20 protein-coding genes are annotated in these 21331 nt (G+C 47.9%); 12 read left to right on the plus strand and 8 right to left on the minus strand.

The features are described from left to right. The first annotated feature begins 14 nt into the window (after nt 1-14). The 3 genes from ODZ53_RS12125 (at nt 15) to ODZ53_RS12135 (ending at nt 5416) form a co-directional block, all read left to right on the plus strand. On the plus strand, nt 15-1262 hold the full coding sequence (locus tag ODZ53_RS12125; protein ID WP_372677279.1) for an efflux RND transporter periplasmic adaptor subunit: 1248 nt from the start codon (nt 15-17) through the stop codon (nt 1260-1262). Beyond that, on the plus strand, nt 1259-4357 hold the full coding sequence (locus tag ODZ53_RS12130; RefSeq protein WP_372677281.1) for an efflux RND transporter permease subunit: 3099 nt from the start codon (nt 1259-1261) through the stop codon (nt 4355-4357). Before ODZ53_RS12125 ends, ODZ53_RS12130 begins: the two co-directional genes overlap by 4 nt. Nucleotides 4358-4441: 84 nt before the next feature. After that, nucleotides 4442-5416: a Gfo/Idh/MocA family protein gene (locus ODZ53_RS12135; protein WP_372677283.1), complete on the plus strand. Its 975-nt coding sequence runs from the start codon at nt 4442-4444 to the stop codon at nt 5414-5416. A 79-nt stretch (nt 5417-5495) separates the two neighbouring features. Here the strand turns inward: ODZ53_RS12135 and ODZ53_RS12140 are convergent, their stop codons facing one another. Continuing rightward, on the minus strand, nt 5496-6086 hold the full coding sequence (locus ODZ53_RS12140; protein WP_173605405.1) for a TetR/AcrR family transcriptional regulator: 591 nt from the start codon (nt 6084-6086) through the stop codon (nt 5496-5498). Nucleotides 6087-6237: 151 nt separating this feature from the next. On the opposite strand from ODZ53_RS12140, the gene ODZ53_RS12145 reads away from it, so the two are divergent. Next, nucleotides 6238-6876 carry a DUF2306 domain-containing protein gene (locus tag ODZ53_RS12145; RefSeq protein WP_372677285.1) on the plus strand — a complete coding sequence of 213 codons (639 nt, stop codon included), beginning with the start codon at nt 6238-6240 and terminating at the stop codon, nt 6874-6876. 77 nt (nt 6877-6953) lie between these two features. Here the strand turns inward: ODZ53_RS12145 and ODZ53_RS12150 are convergent, their stop codons facing one another. Continuing rightward, the gene (locus tag ODZ53_RS12150; protein WP_372677287.1) at nt 6954-8504 is read right to left on the minus strand and encodes a hypothetical protein; all 1551 of its coding nucleotides are present in this window, start codon (nt 8502-8504) and stop codon (nt 6954-6956) included. 75 nt (nt 8505-8579) lie between these two features. Further along, complete coding sequence (locus ODZ53_RS12155; RefSeq protein WP_372677289.1) at nt 8580-9473, minus strand: LysR family transcriptional regulator; 894 nt, start codon at nt 9471-9473, stop codon at nt 8580-8582. A 139-nt stretch (nt 9474-9612) separates the two neighbouring features. On the opposite strand from ODZ53_RS12155, the gene ODZ53_RS12160 reads away from it, so the two are divergent. The 5 genes from ODZ53_RS12160 to ODZ53_RS12180 all read left to right on the plus strand — a co-directional run bounded on the left by ODZ53_RS12160 (nt 9613) and on the right by ODZ53_RS12180 (nt 14628). Next, nucleotides 9613-10548 carry a dipeptidase gene (locus ODZ53_RS12160; RefSeq protein WP_372677291.1) on the plus strand — a complete coding sequence of 312 codons (936 nt, stop codon included), beginning with the start codon at nt 9613-9615 and terminating at the stop codon, nt 10546-10548. Nucleotides 10549-10583: 35 nt separating this feature from the next. Further along, complete coding sequence (locus ODZ53_RS12165) at nt 10584-11642, plus strand: DmpA family aminopeptidase (RefSeq protein WP_372677293.1); 1059 nt, start codon at nt 10584-10586, stop codon at nt 11640-11642. A 72-nt stretch (nt 11643-11714) separates the two neighbouring features. Continuing rightward, nucleotides 11715-12524: an alpha/beta fold hydrolase gene (locus ODZ53_RS12170; RefSeq protein WP_372677295.1), complete on the plus strand. Its 810-nt coding sequence runs from the start codon at nt 11715-11717 to the stop codon at nt 12522-12524. 113 nt (nt 12525-12637) lie between these two features. Continuing rightward, nucleotides 12638-13135 carry a hypothetical protein gene (locus ODZ53_RS12175; protein ID WP_372677297.1) on the plus strand — a complete coding sequence of 166 codons (498 nt, stop codon included), beginning with the start codon at nt 12638-12640 and terminating at the stop codon, nt 13133-13135. A 167-nt stretch (nt 13136-13302) separates the two neighbouring features. Beyond that, nucleotides 13303-14628 carry a serine hydrolase domain-containing protein gene (locus ODZ53_RS12180; RefSeq protein ID WP_372677299.1) on the plus strand — a complete coding sequence of 442 codons (1326 nt, stop codon included), beginning with the start codon at nt 13303-13305 and terminating at the stop codon, nt 14626-14628. A gap of 96 nt (nt 14629-14724) precedes the next feature. Here the strand turns inward: ODZ53_RS12180 and ODZ53_RS12185 are convergent, their stop codons facing one another. After that, nucleotides 14725-15060 carry a DoxX family protein gene (locus ODZ53_RS12185; RefSeq protein WP_372677301.1) on the minus strand — a complete coding sequence of 112 codons (336 nt, stop codon included), beginning with the start codon at nt 15058-15060 and terminating at the stop codon, nt 14725-14727. Nucleotides 15061-15145: 85 nt separating this feature from the next. Continuing rightward, nucleotides 15146-15571: a MarR family winged helix-turn-helix transcriptional regulator gene (locus ODZ53_RS12190; RefSeq protein WP_372677303.1), complete on the minus strand. Its 426-nt coding sequence runs from the start codon at nt 15569-15571 to the stop codon at nt 15146-15148. Between the two features lie 206 nt (nt 15572-15777). Between ODZ53_RS12190 and ODZ53_RS12195 the strand changes: the two genes are divergently transcribed. From ODZ53_RS12195 to ODZ53_RS12205, 3 genes are read left to right on the plus strand one after another with little or no spacing between them, the layout of a single operon-like run. Next, nucleotides 15778-17097, plus strand: a complete 1320-nt coding sequence (locus ODZ53_RS12195) for an ABC transporter substrate-binding protein (protein WP_372677305.1) — start codon at nt 15778-15780, stop codon at nt 17095-17097. Nucleotides 17098-17115: 18 nt separating this feature from the next. Next, nucleotides 17116-18066, plus strand: a complete 951-nt coding sequence (locus tag ODZ53_RS12200; protein ID WP_199929210.1) for a carbohydrate ABC transporter permease — start codon at nt 17116-17118, stop codon at nt 18064-18066. Beyond that, complete coding sequence (locus ODZ53_RS12205) at nt 18066-18899, plus strand: carbohydrate ABC transporter permease (RefSeq protein ID WP_372677307.1); 834 nt, start codon at nt 18066-18068, stop codon at nt 18897-18899. The genes ODZ53_RS12200 and ODZ53_RS12205 overlap by 1 nt, the downstream gene beginning before the upstream one ends. Here ODZ53_RS12205 and ODZ53_RS12210 read toward each other — a convergent pair. From ODZ53_RS12210 to ODZ53_RS12220, 3 genes are all read right to left on the minus strand, one after another. Next, the gene (locus ODZ53_RS12210; protein WP_372677422.1) at nt 18896-19780 is read right to left on the minus strand and encodes a phosphotransferase family protein; all 885 of its coding nucleotides are present in this window, start codon (nt 19778-19780) and stop codon (nt 18896-18898) included. The genes ODZ53_RS12205 and ODZ53_RS12210 overlap by 4 nt on opposite strands. A gap of 72 nt (nt 19781-19852) precedes the next feature. Next, entirely contained in the window at nt 19853-20299 is a 447-nt protein-coding gene (locus ODZ53_RS12215) for a hypothetical protein (RefSeq protein ID WP_372677309.1), read from the minus strand. A gap of 135 nt (nt 20300-20434) precedes the next feature. Next, entirely contained in the window at nt 20435-21328 is an 894-nt protein-coding gene (locus ODZ53_RS12220) for a DMT family transporter (protein WP_372677311.1), read from the minus strand. Nucleotides 21329-21331: the final 3 nt, after the last annotated feature.

Raw genomic sequence — 21331 nt, forward strand, 5'->3', positions numbered from 1 at the left:
GGAGTGAGGCCTACATGAATAAGACGGGAAGAAAAGTGGTGGGGATGTTGCTGATCATCTCCCTTGCAGTGATTGGGACGGCTTGCAATCAGATGAAGCCGTCAACGGAAAGCGAAGTCCAAGCCGAGGCCAAAATTGTGGAAGCGGAGCCGATCAAGCTGAAAAGCTTCCAATCGAGCAGTGAACTGTCAGGGACACTTGCCCCTATCGAAGAGACGACTGTTTCTTTTGAAGTAGCCGGGGAAATCAAGTCATTGCCATACAAAGAAGGAGATGTTGTCAAGAAGGGAGAAGTGCTCGCCCGCCTCAATGCTACAGACTACTCTCTCCAGTTGGCATTGGCAAATGCTGAGATGCATGGTGCGAGCGCCGAGCTTTCCAAAGTAAAAAACGGAGCCCGGGAACAAGAAGTTCAGCAAGCGAAAGTAGCAGTCGAAGCGAAGAAAATCTCTCGGGATCAAGCACAGAAAGACTATCAGCGCATGGAACAGCTCTATAAAAATGGGGCGATCTCCGAAACCGAATTTGAAAGTGCCAAGAATGCCTTTGAACTAGCAGATAAAGATTATGCAGAAGCGCAAGAGACGTATTCGCTAGTGATAGAAGGCGCTCGGACTGAGGATATCAGCGCGACAAATGCCAGCTACCAAGGGGCGATGGTCACTCGCGATCAGGCTGCAGCTACTTTGGCAAAAACGGAAGTGAAAGCACCTATTCAAGGAACAGTGCTAGCGAAAATGGCTGATGTTGGGCAACTCGCAAGTTCAGGGGCTCCTGTCTATCGAATCGGCAACATCCAACAGTTGAAAACAGTCTTGCCTGTACCGGACAAGGACATCTCAGCGTGGAAGGTGGGAGATGAGGTCGAGATTCGTTTGTATGAAGACAAACGAATCGGAAAGGTTACGACGATTTATCCGGCGACGAACGAGCAGACGGGCACGATTAGCGTGGAAGTCGTCATTGATAACACCAAAAAAGATTGGTTTGCAGGGCAAGTCATCAGCGCAAAGCGAACCTTGTCTCAAAAGAAAGGCATTTTTGTCCCTGCCAAAACCGTTTTTAGCCGTGGTTCTGAGCCTTACGTTTTTTTGCTAGCGGATGGAAAAGCGATCAAGACCACTGTCACGATTGGTCAGTATGTTGACAATCATTTGGAAATTACTGCTGGCTTGCAAGCAGGCGACATGTTGATTACGAAAGGTGCTGATCGTTTGCTTGGCGGGGACTCTGTCACCGTGAAAGGAGGCAATCAGCCATGATCGAGTTTTTCATCAACAAGCGCAAAATCACCCTCGTTTTCTTTTCGATGCTCGTGCTGATTGGTATGTTCATCTCAGTTACGCTTCCGAAGCAAGAGCAACCAGACATTATCGTCAGCATGGCTACCATCACCACCGTTTATCCGGGAGCGACTCCTGAAAAGGTGGAGCAGACAGTCACGAAGAAGCTGGAAGAAAAAATCAACGAGGTGCAAGGAATCAAATCCATTAGTTCGGAGTCCCGATCAGGTGTATCCATTATCAACGTGCAAACAGAGAATGACGTTGAACCAAAAACGGTGTTTGAAGATGTACGGAAAAAGGTAAAGGATGCCGAGGCCGATTTACCCGATGAAGCAGAGCAGCCCTTCATCAATGATGACATGAGCCGGACTTTCATCCAGACCTTTCAAATCACAGCCAACTCTTTTGAAGAAATCCTCCAACTACGCGATATGCTTGATCTATGGAAGGATCAGCTTCGAACCGTGCCAGGCGTATCCGATGTTTCGATCCAAGGATTGCCGGAGCAGGAAGTAAAGGTCGCGGTCGATGCACAGAAGCTGCAACAATACGGCATTTCCTGGGCGCAAGTCATCCATGCTGTCCAAACGAAAAACGAAACAACACCCCTAGGTGATGTCAATATTGATACGCGAAAATATCAGCTCACATTACCAGTCAGCTATGAAGTAGCGACTTTTGAAAAGGTAGTCGTGACACGTACGCAGGAAGGAATGCCCGTCTATTTGAAGGATATTGCCACCATTTCCGACAGTACCAAACGGGTGGAGTATCGAACCTATTACAACGGGAAGCCTGCTGCGACCATTAGCATCAACGCTGAGCTGGGAAGCGATGTTCCAGCTGTGCAAAAAGCGGTGGATACGAAGCTTGCCACGTTGGAAAAGAGTCTCCCGGCGTGGGCGAAAAAAGAGCCTGTGTTTTTGCAAGTGGATCGAATCGGCAGTATTTTTTCCGAATTGTATCTGGAAATGATCATTGCGATCATAGCCGTACTTTTTATTTGCATCCTTGGATTGAATGTAACGACATCCTTGATGGTTGCATTGGCGATCCCCATCTCTTTGGCAGCTGGGATGGTGGTTCTGCCCTTCTTTGGCATTACGCTCAATCAAATGACCGTATTCGGGCTCATCATTGTTCTCGGTATTTTGGTTGACGACGCAGTGGTGGTAAATGACAACATCGAGCGCAGATTATCTGTCTTGGGCGAGGATTCGTACACGGCTGCTGTAGCCGGGACGAAGGAAGTGGCCATCTCCATTGTCACTGCTACCCTTGCTACCATCTCTGCGTTTGGGCCGATCATGTTTCTGCCTGGTGATGCAGGCCAGTTTATTTTTCCGGTACCGCTCATTATCATTTTTACGATGGCGGCCTCGATGTTCATGTCACTTACGATCATTCCGATTTACCGGGAATGGAACGAGCGAAGGAACAAGAAACGGAGCAAATCAGAGACGGACTACCGTAAGCCAGCGGGCTTATTAGGCAAACAAATCGATGCATTGACGAATTGGTATGGCGATCGTGTTCTGAAAGCCATGTTGAAATATCCGCTGAAAACAGGAGTGAGCGGAGTACTGATTGCCACTGCTATCTACGGACTCGCTGCGGTTGTTCCTGTTCAGCTTTTCCCTGATGATGACAGGCCACAGATGGTTGTGAATATAAAGACGCCGATTGGCGGCAATTTACAGGAAACGGATCGAATTGCCCTGGGTGTTTCCGAATGGATCGCGAAACAGGCACACATTCAGAAGGTTTCGTCTTTCGTAGGTGGCAATGCGCCACAGATGATGCCCTCAGCACCGCCGGTTGGTACAGGTGAACATGTAGCGCAATTGATCGTTACTTTTGACAATCACAAAATGGATGCGCGCAAGGTGGTGGCGCGGTGGTCGGAGCAGTTTAAGAGGATGTATCCAGAAGCGAACATCATTCCGTACAGCGTAAAGGCGGGGATGTATTCTGGTAACCCGGTTGGAATTCGGGTGTATGGGGATGATCTGCAACAGCTGTACGCGATCTCTGAGCAAATCAAGCAGCTCATCATGGAGTCAAAAGGAACGTACAACATCAACGACACGCTCGGAAATGAACAGTACTCCCTTCAATTCCATGTGAATCAAGAAAAGATGGACAAGGAGCTGATCAACGAAGCGGATTTGACCAGAACGTTGCGTTTGATCAGCCAAGGCATTCCAATGGGACAATTTGACAATGGGCGAAACTTGATCGATATTACGCTGGTAGCCGATCAGCGGGGAATGACGACAGAGCAAGTCTTCGCGCAACTCACGGTTCCGAATGCACGTGGGCAGCTTATTCCGGTTTCGCAAATTGCAGAAATGAAGCCGGATTTATCGATGCAGAGTATTCCTCGTTACAATATGTCCCGTAGCGTCACGATCACGAGTGATATCCGAGATCGGACGGCTGCAGACGTGATGAGCGAAATAACAGCGAAAATGGAGCAATTGGAATTGCCAGACGGGTATGGCTGGAATGTAACAGGTGAAACAGAGGAGGAGTCGGAAGTTTTGCTCGATTTGGGTGTGCTTGCGATTGTGGCGGTCTTTCTCATCTTTTTGCTGATCGTGCTGCAGTTTAATTCGTTGTCTATTCCTGTCTTGGTCATGAGTACAGTCTACCTCGCCATCGCGGGCAGCTTGATCGGGCTATTTATCACTTCCACACCGATTGGATTCATGACAGTAGCAGGCTTTATCGCATTGGCGGGTATCGTCGTTCGCAACGGGATCGTACTAATCGAGTTTATTGAGGAAGCGAGGCATCAAGGCGTCTCTCTGAACGATGCAGTCATCAGGGCGGGGAAAGCAAGGTTGCGCCCGATTTTACTGACGACCTTTGCCGCAGTAGCCGGTCTGTCACCGATGGCGATTACGGGAAGCGTGCTGTTTCAGCCTCTCGCCATTACGATCATTTCTGGCTTACTGTTCTCGATGCTACTTACGCTGATTGTCGTTCCCTCTCTCTATACAGTCATAGCTATCCAGAAGGAGAAAAAGCGGGTAAAAAAGGAAGCGCAGAAGCAGCTGACAATCTGAGCTTTTCAGAAGGAATGTTCAAATCAATGGAGAAAGGGGTAGAGGCACGAAGACGAACATTCATCAGGAAGCGAGGAAAGGCAGATGGATCAAGTGAAATGGAACGTTGGGGTGATTGGCGCAGGCGTCATGGGCGAACGCATGATGAACGCGATCCGTACCCACGAAAAATTTCGAGTAGCCGCAGTGAGTGATGTATCAGCGGAAAGAGCACAGGAAGCCGCGCAAAAGTCCGGCGATGTGCCTTGGTACACAAATTATAAGGAATTATTGAAAAAGGTAGAGCTGGACGTCATCTATTTGGCAGTTCCTCCGAAATTCCATCACGCGATTGCCCTGGATGTGCTGGCGCACAAAAAGCATTTGCTCTGTGAAAAGCCGTTGGCTAATTCCTTGACAGAAGCGCAAGAAATGTTGGAAGCAGCAAATAACGCAGGGGTTGTCCATGCGATGAACTTCCCGCTCTACTATCAAGGTGTTTTTCCTGAACTATCCCGCAGACTCGAAGCAATCGGAGATGTCCGCCGTATCGATATCCTGACGCATTTTCACCAGTGGCCGCGTCCATGGCAGCAAACACCTTGGCTGGCTGGTCGTGAGCAAGGCGGTTTCATCCGAGAAGTGCTGCCTCATTTCACTCATCTGACTTACGAGCTCTTCGGAGACCTGCATGTAGTCCACTCAGAGGTAGACTATCCAGCAGATCCTGCGCTATGTGAGACAGGTGTATCGGCCTTTCTGCATCTGACAGATGGTACCCCGGTTACGATCAATGGCTTGGCGGGTATCGCGCATGAGGAGCATTTGGATTATCGCGTGTACGGGTCAAAAGGAACGCTGAGTGTCGTGAACTGGAGCAATCTGTTTGTGGGTGGACACGGCGAAGCGCTCGTTCCGGCTGAAGTTCCGCAGCAAGACCGTCTCTCCCTGTTGTTGGATGAGCTGTCTATTGCGATGAACGGTGGCAATGCCAGACTGGTTACATTTGAAACAGGCGTGAAAGTACAGCAAGTGCTGGAAGCATTGCTCGGACATGAAAAAGTACACTACATCAAATAGAAAGTAGCAGGAAAAGTCCACGAAAAAAGAGCAGGTAGGCAGGGGTAGCACATCCTGCGCGACTGCTCTTTTCTTTTTGCTAGGGCCGGTATGACTGTAAAAGCTGCTCAATATGCTTGCTGGCAAAATGGACATGCTTGTTATCGTGTGTGAGTCTGCTTGCCATGATGGCTCCTTCAATGGAAGAAAAGACAAACGAAGCAACTGCTTCTGCGTCCATTTCGGAGCGAAATTCTCCCTGGGCGATTCCTTCTTCCAGCAATCTCTGCATGAACGAAATGACCTCTTGGTAAGCGGTGAGGGCATAATCGCGAAGAACAGGGAACGAATGGTCACTTTCGATGGCTGTGTTGAGAAGCGGACAGCCACCTTGGAGCGGGGGATTGTTTACCGCATCAGAATACACCTTTGCCATGGCTACGATTTTTCCAGTGGCTGTGTCCTGTTTTTCTAGTGCAGCTGCAAAATGTTCTTGTAACACTTCACCCGCATATTTGAAGGCCTCTATTGCAATTTCATCTTTACTGGCAAAACCTCTGTAGAGGGCACCTTTTGTAAGTCCCGTGGCATCCATGATGTCTTGCATGGAGGTTCCTGTATATCCGTATTGATTAAATAGCTCTGCTGACTTCTGGATAATATACAGCTTTGTTTTTTCGCCTTTTCGCATCGCGATAGTCCTTTCATTCGGCCAACACGGTCTATATTCGTCCAAGTTATTGTAACATTTCTCTCGTGTACGAAAGAAGGAAATCATGTAAAATCAAAAAGAGACCGAACCGTTCGGTATCAAAAAATCGAACAAAGGGTTGTGTGACAGGATGAACCGTATCAAACCGTATTCGATTGTCATTTTCGTCGCCTGTATAGCGATCGCGTATGCACTCGTGCAAAACTTTATCATCGATCCAGAAGCAAAAGGCTTTCTCAGTCACAAGTCTGATTTCAACAAAGAGCGAATGAACACATCGATCTGGCTTACGGTCATGTACGTCCATTTGTTTTTCGCCCTGATTGCCCTAATCTGTGGGGTGGCTAACTTTTCGGACAAGCTGCTCGCCCAGAAGCGCAAGCTACATAAAGTAACAGGTTATGTTTATCTTTTTAGTGTGTTGGTTGTGGTAGTCACATCGGGGTATATGGCTCCTTATGTAACGGGAGGAAAAGTGGCGAGTTGGCCCTTCCACCTGTTGAACATTATCTGGCCGGCAATCACTATTACGGCGCTCGTCAAAATTAAAAAGCGCCAAGTCATAAAGCATAAAGAATGGATGGTCCGGAGTTTCGTCTTCTTATTTACCAACATGCTGATTCATCTCATGAAGCTGATCGTAGAGAAGGTGGTAGGCTTGCCGTATGAGCTCAGCTACACAATCGGTGTATATGCCGCCCTGATTGGACTTGTCGTGACGGCAGAGATCATCATTCGTACAGAATTGCGAGCACGGAAAAAAGCATGAGAGAGACGCAGTGCCTCCTTAAAAAAGCTTCGCATCAGAACCCACGTGGTTGGGGTGATGCGAAGCTTTTTGAATGGCTACTTCTCTTCGACGCTCTGGCTTCCTTGTTTTGGGGGAGATAGTCTTTGTAACCCTCGTTTTTGGTAATATTCATTTTGCAGAAGAGTGGGTTCAACTGCGTAGGCTAGCTCGGGGCTTTGCGGTGCAACAGATTCCAATGTGATGTGGATGCTTTTAATGGGGGGCTTGGTTGCAGCTTTGGGGACCTTTTTCTGATTCCTCTTTTTGTTTTTCCTTTTGTGTACTGGTTGGGAGTTCGCTACAGGTTCGGCGATGTTTTGCACTTCCTCCACGACTTCCATATTTCCTTGGAAGAACAAATGGTGTGCTGTTTCGTTTATTGGATATTTATCGCCCTCTTGCAACGCACGTAATTGGAGTGTCGATCTTTCGATGAGAAGGTTGATCTCGGGCTCTAGGAGCTCTTGGGTAATTTTCTCATGTGGATCGTCCTTCCAAAATGTATTGATCGCCTGCACATCGCCCGCAAAGTATTCCAGCTTATGCCGAGCGTAAATGTGCTTCCAGCATTTTTCTGAAATGACTACTTTCACTTTGATTTTTTCATCAAATTCGGTTAGCTGGTAATCCCAGGTAAAGGTCACTTCCTTGAAAGAATCATGTGGGACTTGCGTGTTTGGTTTCGCTTCTTTGTCTTTTCCATACCCTAATAAATGCTGCTTTGAGCCCAAATCCTCTAACTTGCCTGCTCCCGGTTTTAGCCATTCCGCAGGGACGCGCTTCACATTTTTCGTTGCAGATTTGTACCAGATGGTTTCATCATAGCCTGGTTCCTGTGGAAACTCTTTACGTACTTTCTTCAAGCATGTCTTTATGTCATTCAATATTTTTGAAAGCACTTCATTCATCTGTTCGGCCAGATCAGTATTCCTTTTTGTATTTGGAAACAGCTCGGTCAAATGGTAGAGCTTACGTATATACGAATCGATTTCTCTTAGTACTACAGAGACTTCCTTTTCTCGGGCGATGATTGACGACTCCTCATCCATGTCTACCATCTCAATTTGTGGATCGAATTTTGAACCTGGATTCCCAGTCGTACCTTGAAATCCAGGCACCAAGTTTTTATAGAAATTCACCAATTGAATCCGCGTGCATTTTTCTTCGTTATCGGACACCATTTTTATTTCGTTGATAAGAGTAGCGTAGGATTTCTTGGTTGCCTCAAATGGTTTATTCGGCAATTGCTGAATTTCTCCTAATAACTCGCTGAAGGTGATAAGGGAATGCTGTGAGATGGTATGATCCATTTGCATCTCATTATTTTGAAAAGCTTCGCCTCTAGCTGTTTCTGCGTTTACTCGACGACGCGTATTAAGCTCATCCTCTTCCTTAAAGCGTTGGATAGGCAGTTTGTTATGCGCGATTCCTTGTTTTTGTGATTTCATTAACTGAATCAGTGCACGATTTCCAATCGACTTCTGCAGCTGGATAAGGCGTGACGGGCTATCTTGCTTGATGGATGACGAAGGTGGGGGAATAGTTTTTTGGACGGGCTGCTGCAGAATAGATGTTTTGGCTGCGTGTTCGAATAGTTGAGACGACATGGGCAATCACCTCCAGAGGATCTGAATGAATAGAATGTGGCAGATAAGGGGCGTCCCAATGGCATCCTTTTCCCTTTACTGCTGCAAGGCTTTGCACTGCATCAAAAAGTCGATAAACGTACGCATAATCCCGTGAACAGGTGTATCCTTGAGGTAAATCAGCTCGAAGTTCCGGTTGATTTGTGGCAGATTCAAGACGTCTACTTCCTGGAGCTCCCCTTCGTCCAAGTCTTTGGAAATGGCAAACCGAGGCAAAAAGGCGATGCCCAGCCGTTGTTTGACCATCCGCTTCACGACCTCGATATTGTCAGCCTCCATGATGACGTTATTTTGTAGCTGAAAATGGCTGAACGCATTGTTGATCAGCTTCCAGTCGAGCGAGCCCCGATTGAACAAGATCAATCGTTCACGTGCGACTTCTTCAATGGAAACCTGGTGGCGGAATCCAAACGGATGGTCAGGATAAATCGCTAAGACCATGTCATCCGGCATCAGTTGAATCCGGTTAATCTGTGGATGGGTAACGGCACGAGCAATTCCAAACGACACCTCATGGTTTAGAACCATATCGAGCACCTGATGAGAATGTCCGGTGAGGATCGTCAGCTTGATTTTGGGGTACAACTGCTGGAACTGCTGGACGAGGTCAGGCAAAATGTAAAAGGCGGAGACAAAAACGGTGGAGATGGTCAATTCTCCCTCTACATCGCCTTGCGATCGCTGAATGGCTTGCTGTCCCTCTTGTAGCATATGCATGATGTTTTTGGCATAAGGAAGGAACAGATCGCCTTCCTTTGTAAGAGAAATCGTATGACTCGTACGTTGAAACAGCTTACAGCCCATAGTCGTTTCAAGTGCCTTGATTCGCATGCTGACTGTGGGCTGTGACAGATAGAGCAAATCAGCCGTTTTGCTGAAGCTCCCGGTCAGGGCGACAAAGATGAATGCTTCCATTTGCTCCATATTCATGAGTAGTGGCTCCATTATGTGAATTTTTAAAGTGGCCTATTGCAAATTTTAATTGGAATCGCTTATAAAATTACATTAACGTAAAATTAGCAGAATAGGTAGAGTTATCAAAAGAAAATAGCCCAAGGGATGGATGAAAATGGCCAGAATGCCGATTATCGATTTACACTGTGATGCACTTCTGAAAATTTGGGAGAAAAATGGGGCTCTGTCCTTTGCAGATGCGGACGAGCTGGACGTCAACAGGAAACGGCTACACGATGGCGGGGTGAAGCTACAGTGCTATGCGATCTGGACATCACCTGAATTGTCCACGGAGCAACGTTTTCAAAAAGCTTTGGATCAAATTCATTACTTTTATACAGAGGTTCTCGGAAAACATCCAGAAATGAAACAGATCCGTGATTGGAGCGATCTCGACCGTTTGCAAGAGGGAGAGATCGGAGCGTTGCTGACGTTGGAAGGGGTTGAGCCAATCGGTAACGATTTGAAGAAGCTGCACATTTTTTATCAGCTAGGGGTTCGCTCTGTGGGCCTCACCTGGAACTTCGCGAATCTCGCTGCGGATGGTGCGCTGGAACCGAGGAATGCCGGACTGACGACCTTTGGCAAGGAAATCATTCAGTTCCACAATGAGCATAAAATGTTGACGGACGTCTCGCATCTAGGAGAGGGCAGCTTCTGGGATACGATTGAGCTGGCTACATATCCGATCGCGAGTCATTCAAATGCACGAGCAATCTGCGACCATCCACGCAATCTGACGGATGAACAGGCAAAAGCGTTATTTGCCAAAGGCGCGAATGTACATGTCGTTTACTGCACCCAGTTTATCAACGAAACGACACCAACCACGATAGATGATCTAATCAAGCACATCGATCATTTTTGTTCACTCGGTGGCGTGCGTCATATCGGGCTCGGCTCTGACTTTGACGGCATTACCGCAAAGGTCGTGGGCTTGGAGCATGCGGGGCAGAGCCAAAACCTGATCAACGAGCTGCTCAAGCATTATAAGGAAGAAGAAGTGCGCGGGTTTGCCTATGAGAACTTTCTGCGCAATCGTCCCGTGTAAGCAATCGGCATAGATGCACGAAAGGAATGGAATGTATGACGAAAAAAATGCGGCAGCTTGGTGCGACAATTGGTAGACTGCCGGTTGGTGAGAAAAATGACATTACGGATGTAGCCGGAGTCCGTGTCGGACACGTGACGATCCAGCATGAGCTGGACAACGACGACTATGCATGTACAGGAGTGACAGCCATTTTGCCACATGGCGGCAGCTTGTTTCGGGAAAAGGTAACCGCAGCCAGCTATGTGATCAACGGCTTCGGCAAAACGACGGGACTCGTGCAAGTAAATGAGCTGGGGGTGCTGGAATCGCCGATCATGCTCACCAATACGTTTTCCGTCCCTGCGGTTACACAAGGGACTCTGCAATACATGCTGGATACGAATGAAGAGATCGGGGACACGACCGGGACGATCAACATAGTCGTAGGCGAATGCAACGATGGTCATCTCAATTCCATTCGCCGCTGCGTCGTGCGTCCGGAAGATGCTAGAGAAGCGATTCAGAACGCAACGGATCAGGCCGTAGAAGAAGGAGCTGTCGGGGCAGGGACGGGGATGATTGCCTTTGGTTATAAGGGTGGTATCGGCTCTTCTTCTCGTATCGTAGTGGCTGAGGAGCATGCCTATACATTGGGGAGTTTGGTACTCAGCAACTTTGGCAACAAAAATGATTTCTTGGGAGCAAACTTGTTCACAAGCTGCAAAAGCTATGAAAACGCAGTAGAGAAGTCCGAGGACGGCTCCATCATCATCGTACTGGCGACAGATGCGCCGCTCAGCGATCGACAACTGCTTCGGGTAGCAAAGCGCGCAGGAATCGGCTTGGGACGAACGGGCAGCCATTTTGGGCATGGAAGCGGCGACATCGTCATCGCTTTTTCCACAGCACAAAAAATCCCCCATCAGACAACAACCATTACGGAAACGCGCGTGCAGCTACGCGAGGATCATCCGATCATGAACGAACTGTTTGTTGCTGCGGCAGAAGCGACAGAAGAAGCCATCTACCATTCCCTTGCACAAGCAGTCACGACCACGGGAAGAAAAGGACGCATCGTTCATGCGTATCCAAGTCAGGGCTTAGGACAGTAGTAACATAACCCTACAACTGGTGACATACTTTGAGTGTAAAGAGGTGCATGGTGCGATACAGGAGGTAGGGTTATGTACATTGAAGTCGAAAAGGGTGTCACGGTTTTCGTTGAAGACCTCAATCCTGGTCCGAATAGTAAAACGATTTTTTTTGTTCACGGCTGGCCGCTCAACCATAACATGTTTTCCTACCAATTCAACGTACTTCCCCAGCACGGTTTCCGCTGTGTTGCCATGGACATACGCGGCAACGGCCAATCGGACAAACCATGGAGCGGGTATACGTATGATCGCTTGGCAGATGACATCTTTGTCGTTTTGGAAGCATTACAGAGTAGGGATGCTGTCTTGTTAGGCTTTTCGGTGGGTGGAGCCATTTCCATCCGGTATATGTCTCGTTATGAGGGGCGGCATATTTCCAAGCTAGCGTTAGTGGATGCGGTTTCTCCTTCCTTTGTGAAAATGCCGGGTTCTCCATACGGCGTCTCGAAGGAGCAAGCGGAGGGGCTGATCAGTCAGATGTACGCCAATTTGCCTGAGTTATTAAACACAGTTTCTTTGCAGTTTTTCAATCGCAATTTAGGGACGGCTACGCTCCAGTGGTTTGTCAAAATGGGGCTGGATTCCGCTTCCTATGCGCTCATCAAAATCATGCAAGCAGCAGTGAGAGAGAATGTCATCAATGAGTTGGGTCAAATCCGCGTGCCGACTGGAATTTTTCATGGGATTCACGATCAATTGATTCCATTCAAAAGCGCCGAGCTCACCCAGCAGCAAATCAAAGGGTCGAAGCTGTTTCCGTTTGATAATAGTGGACACGGCTTGCCGATATGTCAGGCGGATGACTTTAATAAGAAGCTGATGGAGTTTGTTCAATCCTAATTCGTAAGGGAACTGACAGCCGATTCTCTGCCTTACGTGCAGGACATCGGCTGTTTCTGATAGAATTTACCAAATTATCATTTTCAATAGCACTGGAAAAACACCGAGTAAGGATGGGAAAATTGAAGAAAAGATTGTGGGTTTCTATAGTACTTCTATCAATCGTTGTGGGAGGTTTTTATTCCCTTGTAAAAGGTAATCCGCCATTGGATATTGGCACCCGTGCTTCAAGCGAAGATCATAAATCTGTTGTTGTGGGCATGGGTAATAAGGGCTTTGGTGAAGTGAAAATCATAGATGTTTCAGTGAATAACGATGAAACACCATCAAAAACAAAAGTGCAGGTTAGTAATGCTTTACAAGGGTTCATCATAACGGATGATTTTGATAATCCGGGCTCCAAGCCGTATGGATTTCAGAATCTAGAGGACGTAGCGATAAAAGCTGGCACATCTCCTTTTGCTTATTTTAAAAAAATGGATGAGGGTACTGCTACGAAAAACGATGAAATTTATGGACTAAGTGTCGTTCATCATGAAGCAATAGACAGAGTGCATGTAAAGTACAGCTATCTTGGGATGACATTTGATGAAATCGGGATTTTACAGTAAAAGAAGCATTTGGCTTTACGTCCCATAGAGTCAAGCATTGGGTATTATGCGCGCATGACTCATGTATCGATGTGTTGGCCTATTCTTTTGAATGGGAAGAAGTCGAATGACTTTTGGAACACTCTTTTTGCTAGCTAGAATCTTTCAACTAAAGGCAGGAGAATGGAATGGACCACGCAAGCGTTTCAGCTCTGGAAGCATTTGTGCAACAGTTCATACAGAAGGAAAAGGTACCGGGGCTCTCCATTGGCATCTCTCGGGATGGTGAGACCATCTATCAAAAAGGCTTTGGTGTTACCGATCTGGGGACGAATCAGCCAGTAACACCCGAGACCATTTTCGGCATTGCTTCGGTTACCAAATCGTTTACGTCTGCCGCTATCATGCAGCTCGTGGCAGAAGGCAAGCTGTCTGTTGACGACCCGATTCGCAACTATTTGCCTGATTTACAAGGAAAGGGAGACATACATACGGACAAAATCACGATCCATCATTTGCTCTCTCACACTTCAGGTGTTCCACCACTACTACGCCGGGAAGAACTGAGGAAACTCCCCGAGCATATTGCCTATTTGAACGAAGTCCAATTTGCTCCACTTGGTATGCCGGGTGAGTATATCAGTTACAGTAACGACATGTTTCTCCTGCTCGGAGCTATTATCGAGCGTGTCACTGGGCAACGCTACCGTACCTATGTAACAGAACACCTGCTAGCGCCGCTCGAAATGAATCGCTCGACCTATAACCTGGAAGAAGTGGCTGGCTTTGCCGATGTCTCCGTCCCTTATGTCAAAGGGGAGGAGCAGCAACTGAAAAAGGTATCGTGGCCCACGCTCGGCAACTATGAAGTGGGGGGAGGCATCCGCTCCTGCGTCGTTGATTTGCTGAAATACGGCCAGCTCTATGTCAATGCCGGGCGCTATCAAGAGAAGCAGGTAGTAGATGGGGCCTCTCTTAGAGCCATGTGGCAGCCAGTTCATCGACTGACAAAAGACACCTGGTATGGCTATGCGCTCAAAACAACGCCTAGGTATGCAGGAATAACGCTAGTTGAGCATGGCGGAGGTCAGCCCGGGGTGTCGTCGAACTTCGGATTCGTTCCGGAAAAAGGGCTAGTCGTCACCGTTCTTTCCAATTTGGAAAATGTGCCGATTCGGGGCGTATGGTTGGCTGCTGTAAATGCTGCCCTTGGTTTACCGTTTACACACAAAGAAGACGAAGCCCCGCTCTATACGCCAACGAGAGAAGAGCTAGAAAAGCTCGTCGGGACGTACACGTCAAGAGAAGGCGGAAGATTGCGGCTCTTCCTTCGAGAGGATGCTCCTGTAGCAGAGGTAGCTGGTATGGAGTACGCGTTACGGGCCAGTAGCCACGATACGCTGATCGATGTACAAAACGGTCAACCGCTCCGTTTCTTTTTCAAAAAACAGCAGCAAGCATGGGCGGTCCTCATGGGGCTGAGGATGCTCTGTAGGAGCGAAGCCAAGTTCTAGACGGACTCCATAAATGAAACAGCGGCGACCGAAGACATGATCATGAAGTCTTGGGCTCGCCGCTGTTATGATTGTATGGGTATTCCCCTGTCTAGGCTAAAAATGATACGTCGAGATGAAAAAGGAGAGAATGCAAAGAACGAGTGCCGGTAGTGCTTTCGGAAAAGGATCTCTAGCAATTACGAGTAGAATGAAGGCAGCTACCAACATGGTCACGCCTAAAAGCAATCCAGATAATAGTGCCGCGATTGAAAACCATATCCCAATAATCAAGCCAATGGAACTGATGATCTCGATAAAGCCAGTTAAGAAGTTAAAAATGGGTGGGAGTCCAAAGCGGTCAAATTCATTCGCCATTTTACCGGAAATAATTTTTGTACCTGTAAACATAAAGAAAATCGCTACCACGACTTGCAAAACGATTAGGAACATGATGGCTTCCTCACTTTCGTTATTCATTATCAAACTAAGTATATGCTATAGCATGTATTTGGTGGAGAAAGTATATGACCTCTATTTATTCATCTTTTACGACTTGATAGAGTTTGTCGAGCAAAGCATGCAATTCCGCAATCTCTCCATCGGTAAGGTTTTGCGTTACATGGTGATGCGCATCGGTAACGACGGGTAGAAGCTTTGATTTTAGCTCCATCCCTTTGTCACTGAGTAACAAGTTATGTGAGCGCCGATCCGCGTCATTTAATGTGCGAATGACGATTCCCTTTTTTTCAAGCGAGTATATCATTCTGACGACGGTGGTTTGATCGCGGTCAATCGCATCCGAAAGTTCCTTTTGTGTGATCGCTCTTTCTCCATCCATGACACTAAGAATGCCCCATTGCTCTGGCGTGATCTCTAATTGCTTCAACCTCTTCTTAAAATAGTTCGTCATTTTCATATCGGTACGGTGAAGAAGAAAGCCGGTCAGATTGAATAATTCCATAGAGAATTCAAACCCCTTTATTTATATGCTATAGCATATAAAATGCTAACGTATTTTTTCCCGTTAGTCAAATAAAGAGTGTCGGGAAAGCCGCACTGAAAAAAGAGTAAAGAAAACGAAAAAACTGGTAAAGAAATTAAAACTTATAATTCAGAATATTTAATATAATACGAACTGTCCAATAAAAAACATGAGGGGGTTCGTGTATGGGATTTCGTTCCTGGATTTCTGTGGCGCTCCAATTAACGATGGCGACAGCATTGCTGGTAGGCTGTAGTCAGCCGACGGCCACTCCTGACTCAGTATCGCCGTCAGGTGCGAATGGCGTCACGCTAAAAATGGTCGAGAGCATTACTAGCCCACAACGAACTGCGCTGTTAAAAGACATGCTAGCCCAGTTTGAAGCGAAGAATCCGGGGATCAAAGTCGATCTAATTTCACCTCCATTCGAAGGAGCGGATCAGAAGATCACTCAAATGCTGATGGCAAAAGAAGAGCTGGACGTGCTAGAAGTTCGTGAATTCAATGCCAAGCAGTTTTCGATGAACGGCTTTATTGAAAATTTGAAGCCCTACACAGACAAATGGCAAAATTACGATCAGCTGACTGACGTCGCCAAACGGCGTGCCACCTGGGTGGACAAGACTCCTTATTACATTCCGAATGGACTGTACCAGCGCGTCTTGTATTATCGGACGGATTGGTTTAAGGAAGCAGGGATCGAGGTGCCGAAGACGTGGGATGAGCTCTTGTTCGCAGCCAAAAAGCTGACGGACCCTTCCAAAAACCGCTACGGGTACAGCTTCCGGGGAGGAGCGACCGGGTGGGATTACGCGCTGATCACGATGTGGGCCTACAACGGGACGGAGGTCGACCCTGACTCTGCCTTTTTCATGAAGGATGGACGCACGCTCTTCTCCACACCGCAATCATTGGAAGCCATGCAGTATTACAAACAGCTTTACAAGGAAGGCTCCCCAAAAGATTCCGTGAGCTGGGGCTTTCAGGAGATGGTACAGGGCTTTGTAGCGGGTTCGACTGCCATGCTGATTCAAGACCCTGATGTCATTGATGGAGCCAAGGAAAAGATGCAGGAAGGGACGTGGGCGACCGCTCTGATTCCGATTGGTCCTTCGGGTGTTGCTCAGCAAGTAGTCGGTGGACCGGGGTGGGGGATGACTGCGTACTCGAAGCACAAGGAAGAGGCGTGGAAGCTGATTTCATTCCTCTCTGATCCTGAACAGAGCACTCATTTTGCGAAAAAGACTTCCACGATTCCCGTCGTGAAAAGCGCAGCAGAAGATGAATTTTACAAGACAGGTTACTTCCAGCCGTTTATTGAGATGAGCCAGCAGCCGACGAAGTTCCTCGATGTTTCACGTCCTGTGGATTACAAAGGCTGGGGAGCCTGGCAAAGCACGGCGGATAAAGATATTCAGAGCTTTTTGCTCGATCAGCTCACCGCAGAGGACCTGTTGGAAAAATGGGATCAATACTGGACCAAAGAAAAAGCCGAGCGAAAGTAGACGTGGGGGGATGGTAGCTTGGACACACAAAAACCCATCGTCATGATGACGAAGCAGGTTGTGCCGGAAGGGAAGAAATCGTTCCGGATTTCCAAAGAAGGTCGTTTTATATTTTTGTGCCTCTTGCCCGCCATTTTGTTTGTTTCGGTCTTTACGTATTATCCACTCGTGCGTGGAATCATCATGTCTTTTCAGAACTACACGCTCTTTGATTTGATGAATATTCAGTTCATCGGGCTGGACAATTTTGTGAATGTACTGACAAGCCCGGACTTCCCGCGTGTTGCTATGAACAGCTTTTACTGGGTGTTTTTCTCCCTTGTCTTTCAATTGCTGTTTGGCTTCATGCTGGCCCTTATGATGCGGAAAAAATTTCGCGGGAGAGGGATTTATCAGGCATTTATCTTTTTTCCGTGGGCGATGTCCGGCTTTCTGATTGGGCTGATTTGGCGGTGGATGTTCAATGCCCAGTTTGGCGTTATTAACGATTTGCTCTTGAAAACGGGGCTGATCGATGCGCCGATCTCCTTTTTGGCGGACGGAACTTGGGCGATGGCTGCCGTCATTATCGCGAATATTTGGTATGGCGTCGCGTTTTTTGCCATCATGATTCTGGCTGCCCTGCAATCGATTCCAGAGGAGCTGTACGAAGCGGCGGCGATGGATGGAGCGGGGAGGATTCAGCAGTTTTGGCGGGTGACACTGCCGTATATCATGCCTACGATGCTGGTGACGATCCTGTTGCGGGTTATCTGGATTCTTAACTTTCCGGACATTATTTACGCGATGACGAATGGAGCTCCTGCAGGCTCCACGCATATATTCGCTACCTATATGATCGATAAAGTCATCTTTGGACAAGACTACGGGCAAGCCTCGGCTGTGGGTGTCATCATCGTGGTGATTTTGATGTTATTCACGATCTTCTACGTGAAAGCGACCAAAGTAGAGAAGGGAGGGGACTTCTGATGCATCGTGATCATCTAGGGTGGAGGACTGGCAGAGCGATTGTCTTGACCTTGTTTCTTGCGTTCGCGATTTTCCCGCTGTATTGGATTATCATTACGTCGCTCAAAGGTCAAAAGGAAATCTTTTCGCTGCCGATTCAATATTGGCCACAACAGGTGACGTTGAACAATTACCTGGAGATCTTTCAGATTTCCCACTTCCAGGTGTATATCTGGAACAGCTTTCTCGTTTCCTTGGTCGCTTCGGCAATGGTCGTGTTCATCGCGATGCTCGGCGGTTACGTGTTGGCTCGCTTTTCGTTTAAAGGAAAGCGTCAGGTGATGTTCGGATTTCTCGTCACCCAAATGATTCCGATGTTCATTGGCATGGCGCCGTTGTACGTGATGATGTCCAACATGCACATCTTGAACAGCCTGTTTTCATTGATGCTCATTTACACGGTCATGCTGATTCCTTTTTGTACGATTATCATGTCGGGCTTTTTCCAACGGATACCCAATGCCTTGGAGGAAGCAGCGATGATGGACGGCTGCTCCCGATTGAGTGCCCTGTTTCGCGTCATCGTGCCGATCATGCTCCCCGGAATTGCGGCCACGTTTATTTTCGCCTTCGTTCAATGCTGGAACGAGCTGATTATGGCCGTTCTGTTCATTGATGAAGAGTCGGTCAAAACGATTCCCGTTGCAATGAACGCCTTTATCAAAAAATACGATATCGAATGGGGAGCGATGTCGGCAGCTACGGTGCTGTCAGTCATCCCGACGATGCTATTGTTTGCCTTTTGCCAAAAGTACTTGGTGGAAGGGCTGACACAGGGTGCTGTAAAAGGCTAGAGGTAGTCCCGCATGCCAGCTTGGTACGCTGTCTCATCGTCGTTTTCCAGGCCAAACAAGGCTTCTTCCAAGGCAAATGTACTGCGGTAAAATCTCATCCGGGTCATCACCTGCTCAAGCTGGGGATACACCGGGGTGAAATGCTGCAAAAACGCTTCCCCATAGCTCGCGCAGAGTCCTGCGAGGTCGTAAGCAGGATCGCCTACACCAGAGCCGCCAAAGTCGATGATGCCTGTGATGCGTTGTTTTGTGGGGGAGTACAAGATATTTCCTGTTCCAAAATCTCCGTGAGTCAAGCAGGGCTGAAAATCAAAGTGGGCTGGGTCTACCAGGTATGCTTCAAAGCGCTCAGCTACATCCCTTTTCACTTGCTCACGCATGGCAGGGAACAACTTCGAAGCAATCTGTTCATACAGCTCAGTCAACTGCTTGGCCATGTCAAAATCGCCAGGGAGAAGCTCTGGGAGCAAGGAGGAGACGGGAAGCTGATGCAGCTCATGAAGAAATTGTGCCAGCTGGGTAGCGACAGTCGATACCGCGTTTTGACGAGAGGCTGCTTGAAAAGCTTCTCGGGTAAAAGGCTCACCTTCAAGTAGCGGATATCCGGCAAACACCCGCCCAGGGGCTTCCTCGGCAAAGGACAAATAGATCGGAGCCGGAATCGGCAGGGAGAGATATGGTTTTACCGTGCGTAAAATTCTCGTTTCGATCTTTAGTTGCACGATTCCGGCGGTGTACTTCGGAAAACGAAACACGTACGCGTCATTGACGATGAGTACATCATTGTTTTGGCCCATCTCGTTAAAGTAGGCGGAAGTGATGGTCAACTCTGGATACATTGCTTGAATGTGTTGGATATACGTTTGCGTTGTCGTTGTCATCATGATTCTCCTTCCAATACCCCGCATTTTGAAAAAAGAGCACTCTCCCCTGAGGAAAGTGCTCTTTCGTATTTACGATGCTGCCAGTTCGAATCTGACGAGCGTTTCTTTGGTGTCTGCGAGCTTTTCTAGTTCAACAATTCGCCAGTTAAGGGAGATTGTCCTGCGCATCCACGCCAACGCATCGTCTGGTAAACGAACGTGGTGCAGCGCTGTCTCCTCGACTTGATAGTCATGCTCCGCTTGGATGTTGTAGCGTTTGTTCAGCAAAAACTTGATCCCGTTAAAAGTGGTGAACTTGATCTGGTAGCCTTCGCGAATCGCAGCTTCCAGCGTAAGGGGATCATTTTTGGACAGTTCAAACAGAGGGGTGTAATCGTACTTGCCGCCCTCCACGTCCGAAAAAGGTGCAGGGTCACCTGTTCTCAGCTTGTGGATGATTTCTTCATCGACGAATCCATGGGCACGGGCTGCCTCTAACAGCATCGTTTCCCACTGGGATAGCTTTACGGTAGACATGGACTGTCCCTCCTCTTATCACGATGTAACGGCACAGACATCGCCAGCCTTTCTTCTAGTATAAAACAATGAAATTGTACTTCTCAACTACAATTCCGACTGTTTTACTATGAAAAGTGCAGCGAGCTGTTTTGCTCAGGATGAAAGCGAGGAGGGGTTCTTCTTTTTACGCGGTTCCTTGGAGGTTGTGGTCAAGGTCACGCCCGCGATGATGAGAATCGCACCGAAAAACTGTACGCCTGTAACAGGCTTTGCCAGCAATAACAAGCCGAAAAGCATGGCAATAAACGGTTCCAGGTTGGCAAACATCGCGGCTTTGGCAGCGCCTACCTTCTGTAGTTGGCTGTTCCAGATTAAGGTCACAATGCCGTGCATGACGACAGCGGTGACAAACAAGAGAAGCCAGGATGAAAGGCTTGTGCTTACCGTGGCCGTAGGGATGCTGATCAGGACAAAAGGCAGCATCGATCCGAAGCCGATCAAATTGGATACGAGCGTCGTCACGAGTGGAGGGAGTCGATGTCCCAACAACCTGACGAGGATGATCGAGGTAGCGAACGTCAGCATCGTCAATACAATCCAGAGGATACCGACATCAAAATGCAGCTCTGCCCCTGTATAAATGACGAATATAACCCCTGATGTACCGATTACCGAACCGATTGCCATGCGACCAGTCAGCGACTCTTTCAAGAACAAGGCAGCCAAGAGTGCGGTTGTAATCGGCGTCAGCGCCAGGATCAGGGCCGAGGTGGTCGGATCAGCTGTAACGAGTCCTTTGTAGAAGGACCACTGGTTAATGAATACGCCAACAACTCCCAGTACCGCGAGCAAGAGCCAGTCCGTACGAGAGAGCTTTGGCATTTTCAGCCGCCCTCTGGACCAGATGAGCAGAAACAACACGATAAACAAGAGACGCATAGCCGATAAAAAGAGCGGAGAAAACTCGGCGACGAGCATTTTCCCGAAGACGAAATTGCTGCCCCAAGCGGTTACGCAAAAAATGAGCAGCAAGTAGGAGCGTAGCATAGG

This window comes from Brevibacillus sp. BD137 (assembly GCF_041644655.1).
In the GTDB taxonomy this organism is placed as follows: Bacteria; Bacillota; Bacilli; order Brevibacillales; family Brevibacillaceae; genus Brevibacillus; species Brevibacillus brevis_D.